The sequence below is a fragment of the uncultured Algoriphagus sp. genome (assembly GCF_963974365.1).
Taxonomy (GTDB): domain Bacteria; phylum Bacteroidota; class Bacteroidia; order Cytophagales; family Cyclobacteriaceae; genus Algoriphagus.
Genome location: NZ_CAXBBX010000020.1, coordinates 49413 through 66024 on the forward strand (window position 1 = coordinate 49413; position 16612 = coordinate 66024).

The 16612-nt window shown below is 42.6% G+C and carries 14 protein-coding genes; 8 read left to right on the forward strand and 6 right to left on the reverse strand.

Going from position 1 to position 16612, the window contains the following annotated elements:
• Positions 1–22: 22 nt before the first annotated feature.
• Both AACZ87_RS21100 and AACZ87_RS21105 read right to left on the reverse strand, forming a co-directional pair.
• Positions 23–901, reverse strand: a complete 879-nt coding sequence (locus AACZ87_RS21100; RefSeq protein ID WP_339870062.1) for an SMP-30/gluconolactonase/LRE family protein — start codon at positions 899–901, stop codon at positions 23–25.
• A gap of 159 nt (positions 902–1060) precedes the next feature.
• On the reverse strand, positions 1061–1870 hold the full coding sequence (locus tag AACZ87_RS21105; protein ID WP_339870063.1) for a LexA family transcriptional regulator: 810 nt from the start codon (positions 1868–1870) through the stop codon (positions 1061–1063).
• A 69-nt stretch (positions 1871–1939) separates the two neighbouring features.
• Here AACZ87_RS21105 and dinB point away from each other — a divergent pair, with 69 nt between their 5' ends.
• The 5 genes from dinB to AACZ87_RS21130 all read left to right on the forward strand — a co-directional run bounded on the left by dinB (position 1940) and on the right by AACZ87_RS21130 (position 8158).
• Entirely contained in the window at positions 1940–3088 is a 1149-nt protein-coding gene (dinB, locus tag AACZ87_RS21110) for a DNA polymerase IV (protein WP_339870064.1), read from the forward strand.
• 1 nt (position 3089) lies between these two features.
• Positions 3090–6056, forward strand: coding sequence for a DNA polymerase III subunit alpha (dnaE, locus tag AACZ87_RS21115; protein ID WP_339870065.1), 2967 nt, complete (start codon positions 3090–3092; stop codon positions 6054–6056).
• An 18-nt stretch (positions 6057–6074) separates the two neighbouring features.
• Entirely contained in the window at positions 6075–6656 is a 582-nt protein-coding gene (locus AACZ87_RS21120; protein WP_339870066.1) for a 2'-5' RNA ligase family protein, read from the forward strand.
• Between the two features lie 223 nt (positions 6657–6879).
• The gene (locus AACZ87_RS21125; protein WP_339870067.1) at positions 6880–7833 is read left to right on the forward strand and encodes a hypothetical protein; all 954 of its coding nucleotides are present in this window, start codon (positions 6880–6882) and stop codon (positions 7831–7833) included.
• Entirely contained in the window at positions 7817–8158 is a 342-nt protein-coding gene (locus AACZ87_RS21130; protein ID WP_339870068.1) for an STAS-like domain-containing protein, read from the forward strand. The genes AACZ87_RS21125 and AACZ87_RS21130 overlap by 17 nt, the downstream gene beginning before the upstream one ends.
• A 41-nt stretch (positions 8159–8199) precedes the next feature.
• Here the strand turns inward: AACZ87_RS21130 and AACZ87_RS21135 are convergent, their stop codons facing one another.
• Entirely contained in the window at positions 8200–9600 is a 1401-nt protein-coding gene (locus AACZ87_RS21135) for an alpha/beta hydrolase (RefSeq protein WP_339870069.1), read from the reverse strand.
• A 207-nt stretch (positions 9601–9807) separates the two neighbouring features.
• Here AACZ87_RS21135 and AACZ87_RS21140 point away from each other — a divergent pair, with 207 nt between their 5' ends.
• Together AACZ87_RS21140 and AACZ87_RS21145 are read left to right on the forward strand one after the other, a co-directional pair.
• A complete protein-coding gene (locus AACZ87_RS21140) occupies positions 9808–11412 on the forward strand; it encodes a solute:sodium symporter family transporter (protein WP_339870070.1) in 1605 nt (534 codons plus the stop codon).
• A gap of 4 nt (positions 11413–11416) precedes the next feature.
• Positions 11417–12235: an inositol oxygenase family protein gene (locus AACZ87_RS21145; protein ID WP_339870071.1), complete on the forward strand. Its 819-nt coding sequence runs from the start codon at positions 11417–11419 to the stop codon at positions 12233–12235.
• 84 nt (positions 12236–12319) lie between these two features.
• On the opposite strand, the gene AACZ87_RS21150 is transcribed toward AACZ87_RS21145, so the two are convergent.
• The 3 genes from AACZ87_RS21150 to AACZ87_RS21160 form a co-directional block, all read right to left on the reverse strand.
• Positions 12320–12766 carry a hypothetical protein gene (locus AACZ87_RS21150; protein ID WP_339870072.1) on the reverse strand — a complete coding sequence of 149 codons (447 nt, stop codon included), beginning with the start codon at positions 12764–12766 and terminating at the stop codon, positions 12320–12322.
• A gap of 106 nt (positions 12767–12872) precedes the next feature.
• On the reverse strand, positions 12873–13160 hold the full coding sequence (locus AACZ87_RS21155) for a hypothetical protein (protein ID WP_339870073.1): 288 nt from the start codon (positions 13158–13160) through the stop codon (positions 12873–12875).
• A 112-nt stretch (positions 13161–13272) separates the two neighbouring features.
• On the reverse strand, positions 13273–15213 hold the full coding sequence (locus AACZ87_RS21160) for a sensor histidine kinase (protein ID WP_339870074.1): 1941 nt from the start codon (positions 15211–15213) through the stop codon (positions 13273–13275).
• A 238-nt stretch (positions 15214–15451) separates the two neighbouring features.
• Here AACZ87_RS21160 and AACZ87_RS21165 point away from each other — a divergent pair, with 238 nt between their 5' ends.
• Positions 15452–16594 (forward strand): acyl-CoA dehydrogenase family protein, encoded by a 1143-nt coding sequence (locus tag AACZ87_RS21165; RefSeq protein ID WP_339870075.1) that lies wholly within the window; start codon positions 15452–15454, stop codon positions 16592–16594.
• Positions 16595–16612 lie beyond the last annotated feature (18 nt).

The following is a 16612-nucleotide window of genomic DNA, read 5'->3' on the forward strand; positions in this document are numbered from 1 at the left end:
CTTAATTTTATTTAAAGATGCATTAGAATTCGCATTTGAAAGGTAAATAGCCTTGGCAGGCAGTTTTTACTAAAAACACATCGCCGCTCATCGGAAATTTCTTCAATTGCTCTGAGCTCATATTTTCCTGAGCAGATGTGATCAATAGCGTGTCAAGGTTTTCTCCACCAAAACAACAGGAAGTAATATGGGGAACTGGTAGCTCGATTTTATCCAGCAATTCACCGTTTTTTGGATTCCAGCGATAAACTCCTGCACCTCCATAATGTGCCACCCAAAGCATGCCCTCTCGGTCGATGCACATGCCGTCAGGAAATCCTAATTCTTCCGGAATCTCTATAGCTATCCTATCAAATTCAATTTTACCTGATTTTAGATCAAAATGGAAGGCTTTGATTTGCCGAGTCGGCGTATCGATAAAGTAAAAAGTTTGATTGTCTTCCGTCCAAGCCATTCCATTGGAAATAGTCAAATTGGATAGTTTCTTTTGAGGGTATAAATCCTGATTGACGCAATAAAGTGAGCCAGCACCTTCCGTGAATTTGGTGCTCAAAGTCCCTATCCAAATTCTTCCTTTAGGATCTACTTTTCCATCATTGAATCTATTCAAACGGAGGTCTGATTCCACCTCAGTAAGCCATCTTAATTCCTCGGTTTTCAAATTAAAACTGGCAAGTTTTCTATCCAATCCAAGTATCAATTGATTTCCTTTTCCTTCCAAAACCACTGCAAGACGATGCGTGAAAGAATAGGTTTTGGTTTGTCCACTTTCCAAATGGTGCTGAAAAAGGTTACCCTTTTCAATATCCACCCAAAAGAAGCATTGCAAGTCTGAATACCAATAGGGACCTTCGCCGAGGAAGCATTGAGAGGGGATAGAAGTATAATTGTAGTTTTTCAAGGTTTATTATTTGTTGAAATTGTAATTAAAACTTCGAGGTTCAAAGAAATCTCAAATTTTAATAAATAAGTTGCGCCGCAGCGCCACCGCGAGAAACAAACCATCAGAATTCAGAATCTTCGAGGAAATCCCGAAGTCTACGACGTTCGGGACTACACCTCAAAGGTTACCTGCCTGCATCAACCCCAACTTCCTGTTGATCTCCGAGATCTCAATCCCGACTTGTTGCAACGTCAAAGGCTCCTGCGGAAACTCATCACTCATATAATATTCAAACTTCCATATCTCACGAATTTCCTCCGCAGGGACTTCATAGGTTGTGTAGACAGGATTCAACGAGCGCAGCAAAAAGTTTCTCTCCTCAGCCTGAAAACTCAACATCTTAAAACTAATACCCTCGCTTGCTGTCACTACTACGCAGGGAGTTTCTTTGGCTAGCCTCCACTCGGATAAATAGGAACCTATCACATAGGCTCCATCAGCAATTGGTAACATGCTATCGCCCTCGGTTTGGAACATGCGGTATTTTTTGTCCTTAGACAGATTGGGTAGATTGAAAACTGGCAGTGTGCTCAAATACTCCGGATCTCCAAAACCTCCCAAATACCCAGCTTTGGCCTTGATCGGCACAAGCTCTATGTTATCCTCATTACTTGAACTCACGGTGGTGGCGAGAATCCGAACTTTTGAACCGCTCAGAAAGACATCATTTCCAGCCTCCAGATCCCGGATTTTCAGTTCGCTGAGCTTCGACAGATCCACCCGCAGCAGCGTATCCACACTCATCCTGAAATAATCCGCGCACAGCAGTAAATCCTCGATTGCCGGGGACTTGCTATGTCCATTTTCATGAGCATTCAGTTTGGCGCGAGTCATGCCAAGATTTTCGGCCAGCATGTCCTGACTCAATTTGCGTCGCTTTCTAAGAAATTTCAGATTGCCCGCCCAGAAAAAGCTTTGACTTCCCATTTTTATTCGATACAATTAATGACAATAAATTGATACTAATACTATCAAATATAGCAAGTAATCTGAGAAATGGAAAGGCATATCGTGCATTTGGATCTGGACACGTTTTTTGTGTCTGTGGAGCGGTTGAAAAATTCTGCCCTCAAGGACAAGCCCGTCATCATCGGCGGCAGTTCCGACCGGGGAGTAGTGGCTTCGTGCAGTTACGAGGCGCGGAAATTCGGTGTGCATTCCGCCATGCCTATGAAGCTGGCGCGGAGACTTTGCCCATCGGCATTTTATATCAAAGGAGATCATGACAGCTACAGCCAACAGTCCCGCTTGGTTACAGAAGTAATTCAGGAGCAGGTTCCGCTGATGGAGAAAGCTTCCATTGATGAATTTTACATCGATATGACAGGAATGGATCGGTTTTTTGGCTGTGAAAAATTCACCAAAGAACTACGGAAAAAGATTGTTGATGAGTCCGGTTTGCCGATTTCCTGTGCTTTGGCAGTGAACAAACTCGTGTCCAAAGTCGCCACGCATGACGCCAAACCCAATGGGCAAACCACCATTCCCTTTGGCAAAGAGAAAGGTTACCTCGCTCCGCTTCCCATCCGAAGAATGCCCGGAGTGGGAGAAAAAACCTCAACACTATTGGAGCGTATGGGCGTGGAAAACATCAAACTGCTCAGCGAGATTCCTCCACGCATGATGCAAAATCTCCTGGGAAAATCAGGAATCGATCTCTCGCGGAAAGCCAATGGAATTGACGAATCTCCTGTCATTCCTTACACCGAGCAAAAGAGCATTGGCACGGAAAACACCTTTGAATCGGACACCATCGACATGGCTTTTCTCAATAGCCAGCTCGTGCGGATGACGGAGAAAGTCGGCTTTGAGCTCCGCCAGAAACGCAAGCTCTGCGGTTGCATCACAGTGAAGCTCCGATATGCCAACTTCGATACCGTCAGCCGGCAGTGCATTATATCTTACACCAGTTCGGATGAGGTACTGCTGGAAAGAGCCAAGGAACTCTTTGCGAAGCTCTATGAAAAGCGAATGCTCGTGCGCCTAGTTGGTGTAAAAGTCAGTCATCTCGTACAGGGAAATCAGCAGATCGACCTTTTCCAAGACACCGAAGAGGGCGTAAACCTGTACCAAGCCATCGATTGGATCAAGAACCGCTACGGCGAAAAAAGTCTGACCCGAGCCATCACCCTAACCCGCGCCTAAGATGTTTATTACTTGTAAAACCTGGTTCAGCTATCGCTATGGCACCTTCAGCACCGAAGCACTTGTAGATGCTGCGGCGGAGCGCGGCCTTTCCTCTCTTGGCCTCACCAATATCAAAAGCACGGCAGACAGCTGGGATTTCGTGGATTTCTGTAGGGTAAAAAACATCAAACCCATTGTCGGAACAGAAATCCGAAACGCCGATGTTTTCTGCTATACCTTATTGGCGAAAAATGATGCGGGACTTCTTGAAATCAATCGGTTTTTGTCTCAGCATTTACAGCAGGAATTAGCTTTCCCTGAGCGACCTGACTGCTTTTCAGAGGTACTGATTATTTATCCGTTTGGAAGCTTTGCTGCGCAAAACCTAAAAGAACATGAATTCATCGGCGTATTGGCGAGCGAGCTGAATCGCCTGAAAAAGCAGGAGGTGGAAGCCTTTCCCAAGAAATACATCATCCGACATCCGGTGACTTTTCAAGACAAAACGGCTTTCAATATTCATCGTTTGCTTCGAGCCATCGGCAAAAATACGCTGATCAGTAAATTGGGAGAAAATGACTTTGCCTCCCCGGATGAAATGTTTGTCTCGGAAGCAGCACTAATGAGCGCTTTTCGAAATTTCCCCGGCATGATCAGCAACACGCTACAGTTGATTGATCAGTGCGAAATCAAAACAGAGCTGAGCACCGACAAAAACAAAAAGCATTACAGTGCCAGCGGAGAAGATGACCGGATTTTGTTGGAAAAGCTCGCCATGGAAGGCTTTCACTATCGCTATGGTAATAATCCTGTAGCCAAAGCAAGGGTAATCAAAGAGCTGAAAATCATCAATGATCTGAATTTCAATGCGTATTTCCTGATCGTCTGGGATGTGATCCGCTACGCGCAAAACCGTGGCTTTTACTACGTGGGGCGAGGGAGCGGTGCCAATTCCATTATCGCTTATTGCCTGAAAATCACCGATGTGGATCCGATCAAACTCGATCTATATTTCGAGCGATTTCTCAACCCTCACCGGACTTCCCCGCCGGATTTTGACATAGATTTTTCCTGGAAAGACCGGGATGAAGTGATCGATTACATTTTCAAGCGTTACGGCAAAGATCACGTTTCCTTGCTGGGAATGTACAGCACTTTTCAGCGCAGAGCCGTGATCCGTGAGTTGGGTAAAGTTTTTGGCCTGCCCAAAGAAGAGATCGACCAGCTCGTCCGAGGCAAGGATCAGCCGATGAATGAGGATAAAATCCAGCGCACGATTTTGAAATACGGACAGCTGCTGGAGAATTTCCCGAATCACCTTTCCATTCACCCGGGCGGAATGCTGATTTCCGAGAAGCCCATCTATCAATACACCGTGAATGAACTGCCTCCGAAGGGCTTTTGCACGGCGCAGATCGATATGTTTTTGGCAGAGAAAATTGGCTTATTCAAACTCGATATCCTCAGTCAGCGCGGATTGGGGCATATCAAGGAAGCTATTCGACTGGTGAAGCAAAACCGGGGAATCGACATCGATATCCATCGGGTGGAAGAGTTTATGAGCGACCCCAAAGTCGCCGAGCAAATCCGAAAAGCAGACACCATCGGCTGCTTTTACATCGAGAGTCCGGCGATGCGGCAGCTCCTCACCAAACTCAAATGTGACGATTACCTCACACTTGTGGCGGCCAGTTCCATTATACGACCAGGCGTGGCGCAGTCCGGTATGATGAAGCAATACATCGAGCGATTTCACGACCCCGAAAAGATCATCTACCTGCATCCTAAAATGAAGGAATTGCTGGAGGAAACCTTCGGCGTGATGGTGTATCAGGAAGATGTAATCAAGGTTGCCCATCACTTCGCAGGACTAGATATGGGCGAAGCGGATATTCTGCGTCGGGCTATGTCGGGCAAGTACAGATCGCACAATCGCTTCAATGAGATCCGTGAAAAATATTTTGCCAACTGCAAGAAACTTGGGCATGATTACACCGTCGCAGCGGAAGTTTGGAGGCAGATGGAATCCTTTGGCGGCTATTCCTTTTCCAAGGCGCACTCGGCATCTTTCGCCGTGGAAAGCTATCAGAGTCTTTACCTAAAGACCTATTTTCCCATGGAATTTATGGTGGCAGTGATCAATAATTTCGGAGGATTCTATGCGACCGAATTCTATTTCCATGAACTCAAGCGTACCGGAGCAAAGGTCAACCCGCCCTGCGTCAACCGAAGTGAGTATCTTACCAATATCCGTGGCGAGGAGGTATTTGTGGGATTGATCCATATACAACAGCTGGAGAAAAAGCTTTGCAACTTCATCTTGGAAGAAAGGCAGACCAATGGAGTTTATCTGGGTTTAGAGGATTTTATCGAGCGCACGCATGCCGGGCCGGAGCAACTGAACATTCTGATCAGTGTGGGAGCATTTGGTTTTACAGGTTTGGGAAAAAAGAAATTGCTTTGGAAAGCCAATTTCGCGCAGAAGCATCTCACATCTATTCCTGATTCTCCGGCGCTTTTCAAGGAACCTCCCATGGACTTTACTCTACCTGACTTCCCTGATTACCCGCTGGAAGACGCGCTAGACGAGATCAATGTGCTGGGTTTTGCATTGACGGATATGTTTCGTCTTTGTGCTCACGATGGCAAAGGAACTGTGCTGGCTGCCCAACTTCCTCAGTTATTAGGGAAAAATGTGGAAGTTCTCGGTCGACTCGTAGTCACGAAAGACGTACGCACCATACACCGGGAGCACATGGCTTTCGGGACTTTTCTGGATCCCAAGGGCGACTGGCTGGATACGGTGCATTTCCCACCTTCGCTGAAGCGCTTTCCTTTTCAAGGCAAAGGCTTTTACAAAATGCGTGGAAAAGTAGTAGAGGACTTTGGCACCTTCGCCGTGGATGTATATGACATGTGGAAAGTGGGGCTGAAGGATAAGAAGGAGGTACCGCCAATCTCAGCGCTTTCTACTCTATCTGTATAAAACGAACATCTTAAAGTTATGAAGCCCAATATCTATGAATACTTCCTAATCATTTCACCAAGTCAGGAAATCTGTGGGTTGATCATGCCGTACAAACAGTATTTTACGAAAAGATATGGCTGCACAATGGCAGACATTTTCAAACCACATATTAGTATCATGAACTGCCTGCAATCAAATTATCGGGAAATGCGACTTATCGAAAACCTCAAACGCTTTGGAAAAACGGTGGAGCCATTTACAGCAGAACTAAACGGAATCGGCCAATTTCCTAACACTGTGTTTGTCGATATTTTCAATAAGTATCACCTCGTGCAAATTATAATTGAGCTTAGTCAGTTTACCAACCCATTACTCTACAAACCACAATTCCATAAAACTCCTCATATTTCAATTGCTAGAGGAATGACTCCAGAACAACATAGTCTAGCCTGGGCTGATTGGCAGAATCATGAGATTGAAGCGTCTTTTGAAGTGAATAAATTAACACTTTTAAGACGCAAAATAGACACCAAGCGAATCCGGAAATTTTATACGATTGCCACTATTCCTTTCACCGGAGAAGAAATAGCAATCAGACAGCTAGGCTTTGGGTTTTGAAATAATTTTCCAATGAATAGACAGAGCAATTTAACATGGCTATGGAATTGAAGGTGTGTTTGATTCGTACACTGAGACAAGGTATTGGAATTATAAACAGGATAAATAACTAGATAGGGTGATTTCGAACTAAATCAGCGATTAAATACCTAACTTTTGAAATTAGAATTAACGATTATTGAGCTGACCAACTTAACTTCCTCCACCAGTATTCAATTCTAAAATGTCTCATCAAATTGCTGTATTAATTGATTTTAATCACATCTCATCACAGCGTGATTTACTTGAAGCATTAACAAAACTAAACCACTTAGAGTCTGGAGATGAATTAGAATTACAAGTTGACCTTAATGGTACTGGCTTTATCTACCCTGATTTACTATTACTTCTTGTAGCTCGGATTGAATACCTAAAAAGAAACGATATAAAAGTAATTTGTTCTATGGTTAATTTTAATCGAAATTCAAATAGAGCTAATTATGCCTGTAGGATAAATTTTTTTGAAATTCTTGGGATTGAACTTGAAGAGGGTTTTATAAGAAGAGATAGGCAAGGTAGATTTATCGAGATATCAAAGTTCAACGAGACAAATATCAATATCGTATTTGCAGAAATAATGCGAATCCTAATTGTGAACGGTGTGAATGAAGATATGCTAACAGTTCTGAATTTTTGTTTGTATGAAGTTCTTGACAACACACTTAACCACTCTAGTCCCGAATTCAGATATGGGGCTGGTACAGGGTTTGTAGTTGCTCAATTCTTCCCCAGATCGCAAGAAATTAGGATTATCATTGCAGACACTGGGCAAGGAATCCATGCTGCTTTGACAGGACATCCAAAATCCAGATTTATAGACCTTTCCGAACCAGAAGCCGTTACTAGATGTATAGAAAGGGGAGTTACCAATAGCCTAGGATTAGGTTTTGGCCTTTGGGCTACTTCAGAAATGATGAGTAAAAATAAAGGAGACTTTATAATCTATTCAGGAGCTTCATGTCTTCGTAACGGAACGTTATATGAAACTCCTCAATGGAAAGGCACTATAAATTACCTTAGAATTAACACGAATATTTCCGTTAATTATAAAGAAATATTTGGGGAAGATTCGGGTCAACTCGATATGTTTCAAGAGTTTAAAGAATCCCAGTTTGGCAATCTTGAGAACCTTTGGTAAATTTGAAAATCTTTTAGAACCGAAAATGACACACACTATCTTATTTAATAGTTTTGCTAGCAACCTTGGAACAAGAGTTCTAGGGCAAGAAATACGTGTGCAGATAGAACAACTTCTTGAATCAAATGATTTTGTGATTTTTGATTTTAAAGGAGTTGATTTCGTTTCCCACAGTTTTTCTGATGAATGTTTTGGTAAGTTGCTTTTGAAATTCCCCTTTCCAGAATTGAAGTCTAAATCCACATTTGTCAACGCTAGTGAATTGGTCAAAAAGACGATTGCTTTGGCGATTAATGATCGTCTAAAAGCAAGTTTAGCTTACTAAAAAGTTAGATGGATTTAAGTAATCAAAACAACAGCTTAATTTTAATTCACCTGCTCCTTGATCCAATTGGTAATCACCTCGAGAGCTTTTGGGGAGAAGGTCTGCTCTATCTCGGCATACTCGCTAGGTGCCCCAGTGTTTGCCTCTTGAAATAGGTGATTCAGCCCGGCCAGTTCCACCGTAGTCACGTTCGTATTTCCTCCTTTTGCTAAGGCAGCTTTGATTGCTTCCAAGTTCTCCTTTGGTGGGACTTGGAGGTCTTTTTCTCCATTGATCGCCAGTACCGGACAGCTTACTTTTTCCAGGGCTGGAGCAGGATCATATTTGATAAAATACAGCATCCAGGGACTGGTAAGTTGGGTCACTTGAGCTGCAACAAACTCCTCCTCGGTCATACCTCCGGGCACATTTTCTACCGGGATATTGCGAAACACCTGAGTCATGTAGGCTTTGATACCATTTTCAAGTTCCTCATCGCTTTGATCTTTGACCATGATTTCAAAAGCTTTCCTGCTGATCATCTCATTTTCTTCAAGCTGATTGGGGCTCATCCCGGCAGCTTCCCCGATCAGTGTTTGTTGCGCAAGAAGTAGTTTATCACCTCTGATGCCAGTCCCCGCAAGCAACACGATAAAGTCAATGTCATCAGAATCTCCCGCCACCATAGGCGCGATGATCCCACCCTCACTATGCCCGACTAGGCCTATTTTACTTTTGTAAATGTCAGGTCTTGACTGCAAATACTGCACAGCCGAAGCTACATCCGTGGCAAAGTCAACAGAAGTAGCTGCACTGAAATCACCTGTGGAAGCTGCCGTGCCTCGATCATCAAAGCGCAAAACAGCAATCCCATTTCTAGTCAGATAGTCCGACAAAACCAAAAAAGGCTTATGCCCCATTAATTCTTCATCACGATTTTGCGGACCGGACCCTGAGATCAGCACCACCGCTGGGTATATCCCGTCTTGCTCGGGCAGCGTAAGTGTACCAGCCAGTAATATTTCCGCCTGTTTATTATCAAAAATCACATTTTCAGAGCGGTAAGGAAAAGGTTTTTGAGGCTCCTGTGGTCTTTTCGAGACTACTTTTTCTATTTCCTCTCTGGACAGATTCATAGGAAAAGACTGGCCCGCCTGAGTAAAAACTCCGATGATAACATTGTCATCACCTAGTGTTCCCTCGTACTTTATATTGGCGTTGGTAATCGAGATTTTCAATGTACCATCTTCAAAACTGGTCGAAGTCACTGGAATCCCAAATGCGCCTTGATCAGGACTATCCATGGTCGAACTAAATCCAGTATCAGTTTTCTTCACATTAAAAACTAAGCGAAGTTGGGTTCCCTGAACTTTCAGTGCTCCATTCCATTGTCCGGTGATGTCTTGGGCAAAAGTGAAAGTGGAGATCAAAAAACTTAGTAGTAGTATAGAAAGGATTTTCATAGATAAAGATTGGTTTACCAGTCGCGATGGATACTCTGTAATTGGAATTTGGATTGAAAAGTAAGGAAATTTTAGGAGTCTGTATTCTGCCAACATATTCACTCAAAGAAGAATACTATCAGAAGACTACTCTTTTATTGCCACAACAATTCTATTTTCCTATTTTTCCAGAATACAATTTCAATAAACCCACACAACCCAAAATAATTGCTTACTCTTTTTAGTTTTCTAGCCTTCACAGGCTTCGTAGCTATCTACTCCACGTGGATGCTGCGCAAGCAAAATCTCGCAACCCAAGACGGGTATTTTCTAGGTGGTCGGAGTCTGACTGGCGTTGTCATAGCCGGTTCCATGTTGCTGACCAATATTTCCACAGAGCATCTCGTGGGAATGAATGGATCAGCTTATAAAAACGGAGCGATCATTATCGCTTGGGAAGTCACTTCAGCCATCGCTTTGGTGATCGGCGCACTTTACTTTATCCCAAAATACCTGAGGATGGGATTGACTACCATTCCTGAGTTTTTGGAGAAAAGGTATGATAAAATGACGCAGGCGCTGATTTCGCTTTTACTTATCACATCATTTGTAGTCACCTTACTTCCAATTGTACTCTATACAGGAGCGATAAATATTGAATCAATTTTTGGGATTTCGGAAACACTTGGGATCACACAAAAAGAAGGAATTTGGCTTACAGTAGTCGTGGTGGGAGTAATCGGAGCAGTTTATGCGATTTTTGGTGGTTTGAAAATGGTTGCTTACACAGACACCATTAATGGCTTTGGCTTGCTGATCGCTGGTTTGCTCGTTCCTATTTTTGCGTTTTGGGATATAGGAGATGGAAATGTGCTTGATGGCTTGGTAAAGGTCTTTAATAATGCTCCCGAGAAATTCAACGTGATCAGCAAAGAACCTTCTATCGGTCCGGGATCCAGAGATTCCATTTTGCCTTTCAGCGTGCTTTTCACAGGCTTGATCATCAATCAATTGTATTTCTGGACCATGCATCAATCCATTGTGCAGCGAGCACTAGGAGCGGTGAGTCTGAAAGAAGCGCAAAAGGGATTATTGTTTACAGGGATTTTGAAAATCCTGATCCCGCTGGTGATTGTCCTTCCTGGGATTATAGGCTTCTATTATTTCGGTGATACGCTTTTTGATTCTCAGGACAGTGTCTATCCAGAATTGGTCAAGCGAGTGCTTCCGCCGTGGATGACAGGATTCTTTGTTGCTGTGATCATGGGGGCAATTTTGAGTACCTTCAATAGCGCTTTGAATAGCGCAGCGACTATTTTCAGTCTGGATATTTTCAAAGTTTATATCAAGAAATCAGCTAAGGAAGGACAGCTAGTCCGAATCGGAAAGTGGGTTTCAGCGATTTTGGCGATTGTTTCTATTCTTGTTGCACCTTTTGTGGCCAATGCACCGGCAGGGCTTTATCAGCTTTTGCAGCAGCTAAATGGCATTTTCTTTATCCCGATGGCTACAGTGATTATAGCAGGATTCTTTTTCCCAAAAGTATCTGCTGCTGGAGCCAAAGCAGGATTAGTTTTTGGACTAGTTTTCTACATTCTTATGGATTTGATACTCAAAGTCAACATCCATTTCGTTCATATTTGGGGAATAGAGTTTATACTCAATCTGATAGTGATGCATTTGGTATCTGCACAATTTCCAGTAAAAATCCCATTTGTAATGGTCGATTCAGGCAAACTCAGCATCGTTCCTTGGAGACATGCCAAAACGCTGGGCTGGATTTTGATTGCGATCACAGTAATTATTTATGTAATTTTAGGTACAATCGCTTAAGGCTATGGAAACTACAGAAAAGGAATTCAGAAATTATAACAAGGTAGACATCAAAGCTGCCGTGAAAGAGCATTACAGAAAAATGCGCATGTATCAGACTTACGATTATGTGCAGCGGATGAAGTCAAAATATCTAACGTTTGACAAGCCGATGAACCTTTGGGATGCGATGGAAAAGCTCAATGCACTCATTGACGTCAGCGATCCAGACCTTGACCTTCCTAATGTGCAGCATTTGATTCAATCTGCAGAAGCCTTACGTGCTGACAATCGTCCTGATTGGATGCAGTTGGTCGGTTTGATTCATGATCTTGGCAAAGTGATGTATCTATTCGGATCTGATGAGGACGGAACAAGCCAGGACGAGCAATGGGGATTGGTTGGTGACGTATTTGTAGTTGGATCAAAATTGCCTGATACCTGCGTTTACTCTGAGTTCAATGAACTGAATCCTGACATGAAAGATCCTCGCTACAATACTGAAATGGGGGTTTATGAAAGCGGTTGTGGCTTGGACAATCTCCAATTAGCTTGGGGACATGATGAGTACTTCTACCAAGTTTTGAAAAATCATCCTGAGAACACGATCCCTGAAGCTGGTATGGTGATGGTTCGCTATCACTCTTTTTACCCTTGGCACAATGGCGGAAGTTACTCCCAATTTGAAGCTCCGCAAGATGCAAAGTACAAGGAATGGATTTTGGATTTCAATCAGTATGACTTATACACCAAGTCACCAAAAATCTATGATCTGGAAGATGTGAAGGAGTACTACCTTCCGATTGCTGAAAAGTACTTAGGGAAAGGGCCGATCTTCTGGTAAGACAAAATCACAAACAGTAAAAAGGCAGGAGCTAACTCATAGCTCCTGCCTTTTTTTGTTAACAGATCTGTTTTCCGTAAATAATTATAGATGAAATTGCCCTAAAAACTCAGTGCTGCTTCCAATATTAATTTCATTTAAGCCACCTCCATTTTTCTCTGAAACACCAAATTTAAGATTGAATACGCAGTTGTCTTTGAATACAACTTCAGCAGTACCACTTTGAATTGGGTTACTTATTGTCACACATTTGTCACCGATCTTAGCGTAAAGTTTATTATCAGAATATACTTCAAATTCACCAACTGTACCATCAGGAAAAGGGCTGTTTGCTGTCGCATATTGCATGGTCAATGTATATTTTCCCACAATAGAAGGAGCCACTGTTCCTGCAGTTTCTCCACTTGCAATAGTTCCAGTACAAACTGTACTACAATCTCCTAGTTCCGGATCATTGTCGTCTTTTGAGCAGGAAGTAGCTAGGATGGAAAGTGAGAGAAAAAGGAATAAAAATAGTCTAGAGTTTTTCATTTGCTTTTCGTTGATTTTGAATAACCAAAAATCAATCAATATGCACTAATAGGGAATACGGCAAACGCACTATTAACAAGTAAATTTTAGCTTGGTTTGCATCCTATCAATTTTCAGAATCCTTCTTCACTGCCTCGACCTGAAGCTTTATTAAATCTAACTGTTCCTGTGTTTTTTCTTTGATTTGGGAGAGCTCTCCTACTTGGTTGCTAAGTCCTTGTGAGCGTTTTATCTCCGTTTGCACCAATCCTTCCATCTCACGCATCCGCTTTACTTGAATCCTATCTTGTCGGATATATTCCCGAAACAATAAGTAATGGAGTAGTATGATGCTACCCAAAACCAAAAGCACTAAAATGCCGAGTAAGTGATTTTCAAAAATGGATAGAACCATTAAATGATGAAAAGTTGGAGCTTTTCAAATCTAGACAATCTTCTAGGCTGAGGTAATACGGCAAATGGACTATTTGCACCGCATCATCAGAAGAGCTTATCCTCCGATCGAGTTATTTCTTCGGGATTATTAGTGTAACTGCTGTTCCCTTACCATTTTCTGACTGTATGTCCAGCTTTCCACCAAGCTCCTCAGCTCGCTTTCGCATGTTATATAACCCATTACCCTGCTTAATCTTTGATTCCTCAAACCCCGTCCCGTCATCCTTTACCTCCAGTTGGAATTGATTATCAATTTCTGCGACACTCACCATGATTTGGCTTGGGTAAGCGTATTTAAGGGAATTCTGAATTGCTTCCTGCACTATTCTATAAATCTGAATTCCTTTGGAAGAAACAATACTATAGTCTGGATCCAGACTATTGTCCACATCAAAGTCGAAGGTGATTCCACGGGTAGAGATTCCTGCTCGATCAAGGTAATCTGAAATTCTAGCTGAAAGCTGACCCAGGGTAATTTGCCCTGAGTTCATCGCCCAGATCGTGTCCCGTAGCTCGGTAATGGTTTGCTTGGTAAAATCCGCAATGGAGTCATATCTGTGAGTAAGCGTGTCTTTGATCGGGTCAAAATACTTGAGGTTTTCGATCGCAGAAATGATGAAGGTGAGCTGAGCTCCAATATTATCATGAAGATCTCGGGAAATAAGCACACGTTGTTCCTGAAGTTTATTCTGAGTTTCGATTTGGCCCAACGCCACTTTCAATTTTCCTTCTTGCTTAAGTTGACGGTTTTTCAGCTTTTGCTGGCTATAAAGCAAATACCCAACTACTCCTAGAACTAGCGCTAGTAACAAAGAACCATAAAGCTGAATATTCTTATTTCTGAGCTCGAGCTGTTGCTGGGAGATGGCTGCATCTTTTTGCTCAGATTGGTAGCGTGCTTCCAGATCAGATGTGAGTTGCTGGATCTCCTGTTCGGTCAATTTCTTGTTCAGCTCAGAATAGGATTCCGTATAATATGCTGAGCTATCCGGCATACCCAATGCTGCATATACCGGGGACATCAAAAGATACATGGTAGCTATATCATCTTCCGCATTTTGGGCTTTGAAGTGTGACAATGCACGCAGGTAATACTCCCGGGATTGAGTGTAATCTTTGAGGTCGTGGTAAGACTGCGCAAGATTTGATTCCAATAAAGCATAGTCATAATCTGCACCTACCTGAGCTGCGAGTTCCAGACCCTTTTCTGCATAGGAAATGGAAAGTTTACTATTCTTTTGGGCATTGTAGAGGGTTGCAAGATTATTATAAGTAGTCGCGGTGTAGTAGTCATCACCCTCTTCTATGAAAATCTGCAATGCTTCTAAATAAGTTTTTTCTGAGTTCTGATAGTCCTTTAGGTTTTTATAAATACTGGCAATGTTGGTAAGTGTAGAAGCATATAAGTAGTCATCATTCTGAGCCTTTCTATATTCTGCGACCTCCTGAAGAATCTCTAAAGCCTTTGGATAATTCCTCATTTCCAAGTAAATCACACCGATGTTATTTCGTACAAAGTCGGCATTGCGATCATTCCCAGTACGCTCAAAAAAACTTAGAGCTTTAAGGTAATTCACCATGGCGGAATCCGACTGAAAATCTCGCTGATACACTGACCCAAGATTTGTAATCGTTCCGTAAATCTTGGTAGAATCACCTGTCTCATAGCGCAATTCCAAAGCTTGCTGATAATTCTTCCTTGCTTTGATCAACTCCCCCTTTTCCATATTGGCGTATCCAAGGTCGCTGTAAGCCTGAGCTAGCATATCAGGATTGTCGAGTGATTTTGCAACTTCTATATTTTCCTCACCAAACATAATCGCTGTGTCCTGAGAAACTGGCACATAATACCAGGTCAGTTCTGAAAGTATTAAAGAACGATCATTGGCTGTTTTGGCTTCAGAAAGCTCAGTTTTGAGGCTGTCTAACAACTCCGATGTTGTCTGCGCAGAGAGAACCTGCGTATATAGAAGAATAGAAAAAACTCCAAGGAACCGGTAAAATGAATTCATAAACAATTGGTTTGGTGGGAAATAAGTCAAAAAAGATTTCTCTAGCAAGATTCTATTAAAAGTGGGTAATAATTTAAATGAAGCTAGAATACCAAGATCAATTCCTCAAATCCATATTTTATTGATTGAGAATGAGTTAAAAAAAGAATATACTATGGATTCCCATGATTTGCTGATACCAAACTATTTCTGAATCTTAGGGTTCTTATAGTAGAAAATAAACCCAAATATCATAGTAATGCTAAATTTCACACATAATGAAAATCAACGAATGATCGCAGAGATGATTCGTGATTTTGGAGCCAAAGAGATCACTCCCTTCCGAAAGGATTGGGATGATAGGTCGCATTTCCCCATAGATCTTTTTAAAAAACTAGGCGAACTCGGACTCATGGGAGTTTTGATTCCTACTGAATATGGAGGCTCTGGTTTTGGATACTTAGAATATGTCACCGCTATCGTGGAGCTTTCGAAGCTAGACCCCTCGGTCGGTCTCTCTATGGCAGCACATAACTCCCTTTGCTCAGGACATATCATGATGTTTGGAAATGAAGAGCAAAAGAAAAAATACTTGCCCAAACTTGCGACATGCGAATGGCTTGGAGCATGGGGCCTGACCGAACCCAATACGGGCTCAGACGCAGGAAATATGCGAACCGTAGCAAAGAAAGAAGGTGATTCTTGGATCATCAACGGAGCAAAAAACTTTATCACTCACGGCGTGTCAGGTGATGTGGCAGTTGTGATCGCACGAACCGGGGAAATCGGTGATTCACATGGAATGACCGCCTTTATCGTAGAGCGAGGCACTCCAGGATTCAAAGGCGGAAGAAAAGAAGATAAGCTGGGTATGCGTGCTTCGGAAACTGCTGAGATGCTTTTCGATGATTGCATTGTGCACGAAAGTCAGGTTTTGGGCAAAGTTGGTGATGGCTTTATTCAATCCATGAAGATTCTGGATGGTGGGAGAATTTCCATAGCAGCATTAGGCCAAGGTATTGCCGAAGGAGCACTGGAAGCATCAATTCAATACTCTAAAGAACGCCAGCAGTTCAATAAACCTATCAGCTCATTTCAAGGCATTTCCTTTAAGCTTGCTGATATGGCAACTCAGGTTGAGGCTTCCAGCCTGTTAATCTTTAAAGCCGCTGATCTCAAAAACCGAGGAGAAAAAGTGACGCTTGCTGGAGCACAAGCCAAGTATTATTCCTCTGAAGTGGCTGTGTCCGTTTCCAATGATGCGGTCCAAATCTTTGGTGGATATGGTTTTACCAAAGACTATCCAGTGGAGAAATTCTACCGTGACTCCAAGCTTTGTACGATTGGCGAAGGAACTTCTGAAATACAAAAGATGGTAATTGCCCGGGAAATATTGAAATAATTCCCAATCACTAGTAAA

What these genes read in the sequence shown, in the direction of transcription:
- AACZ87_RS21105 (WP_339870063.1), bottom strand. Translation starts at nt 1,870, where the DNA reads ATGGGAAGTCAAAGCTTTTTCTGGGCGGGCAATCTGAAATTTCTTAGA.
- dinB (WP_339870064.1), top strand. Translation starts at nt 1,940, where the DNA reads ATGGAAAGGCATATCGTGCATTTGGATCTGGACACGTTTTTTGTGTCT.
- dnaE (WP_339870065.1), top strand. Translation starts at nt 3,090, where the DNA reads ATGTTTATTACTTGTAAAACCTGGTTCAGCTATCGCTATGGCACCTTC.
- AACZ87_RS21120 (WP_339870066.1), top strand. Translation starts at nt 6,075, where the DNA reads ATGAAGCCCAATATCTATGAATACTTCCTAATCATTTCACCAAGTCAG.
- AACZ87_RS21125 (WP_339870067.1), top strand. Translation starts at nt 6,880, where the DNA reads ATGTCTCATCAAATTGCTGTATTAATTGATTTTAATCACATCTCATCA.
- AACZ87_RS21135 (WP_339870069.1), bottom strand. Translation starts at nt 9,600, where the DNA reads ATGAAAATCCTTTCTATACTACTACTAAGTTTTTTGATCTCCACTTTC.
- AACZ87_RS21145 (WP_339870071.1), top strand. Translation starts at nt 11,417, where the DNA reads ATGGAAACTACAGAAAAGGAATTCAGAAATTATAACAAGGTAGACATC.
- AACZ87_RS21150 (WP_339870072.1), bottom strand. Translation starts at nt 12,766, where the DNA reads ATGAAAAACTCTAGACTATTTTTATTCCTTTTTCTCTCACTTTCCATC.
- AACZ87_RS21155 (WP_339870073.1), bottom strand. Translation starts at nt 13,160, where the DNA reads ATGGTTCTATCCATTTTTGAAAATCACTTACTCGGCATTTTAGTGCTT.
- AACZ87_RS21160 (WP_339870074.1), bottom strand. Translation starts at nt 15,213, where the DNA reads ATGAATTCATTTTACCGGTTCCTTGGAGTTTTTTCTATTCTTCTATAT.
- AACZ87_RS21165 (WP_339870075.1), top strand. Translation starts at nt 15,452, where the DNA reads ATGCTAAATTTCACACATAATGAAAATCAACGAATGATCGCAGAGATG.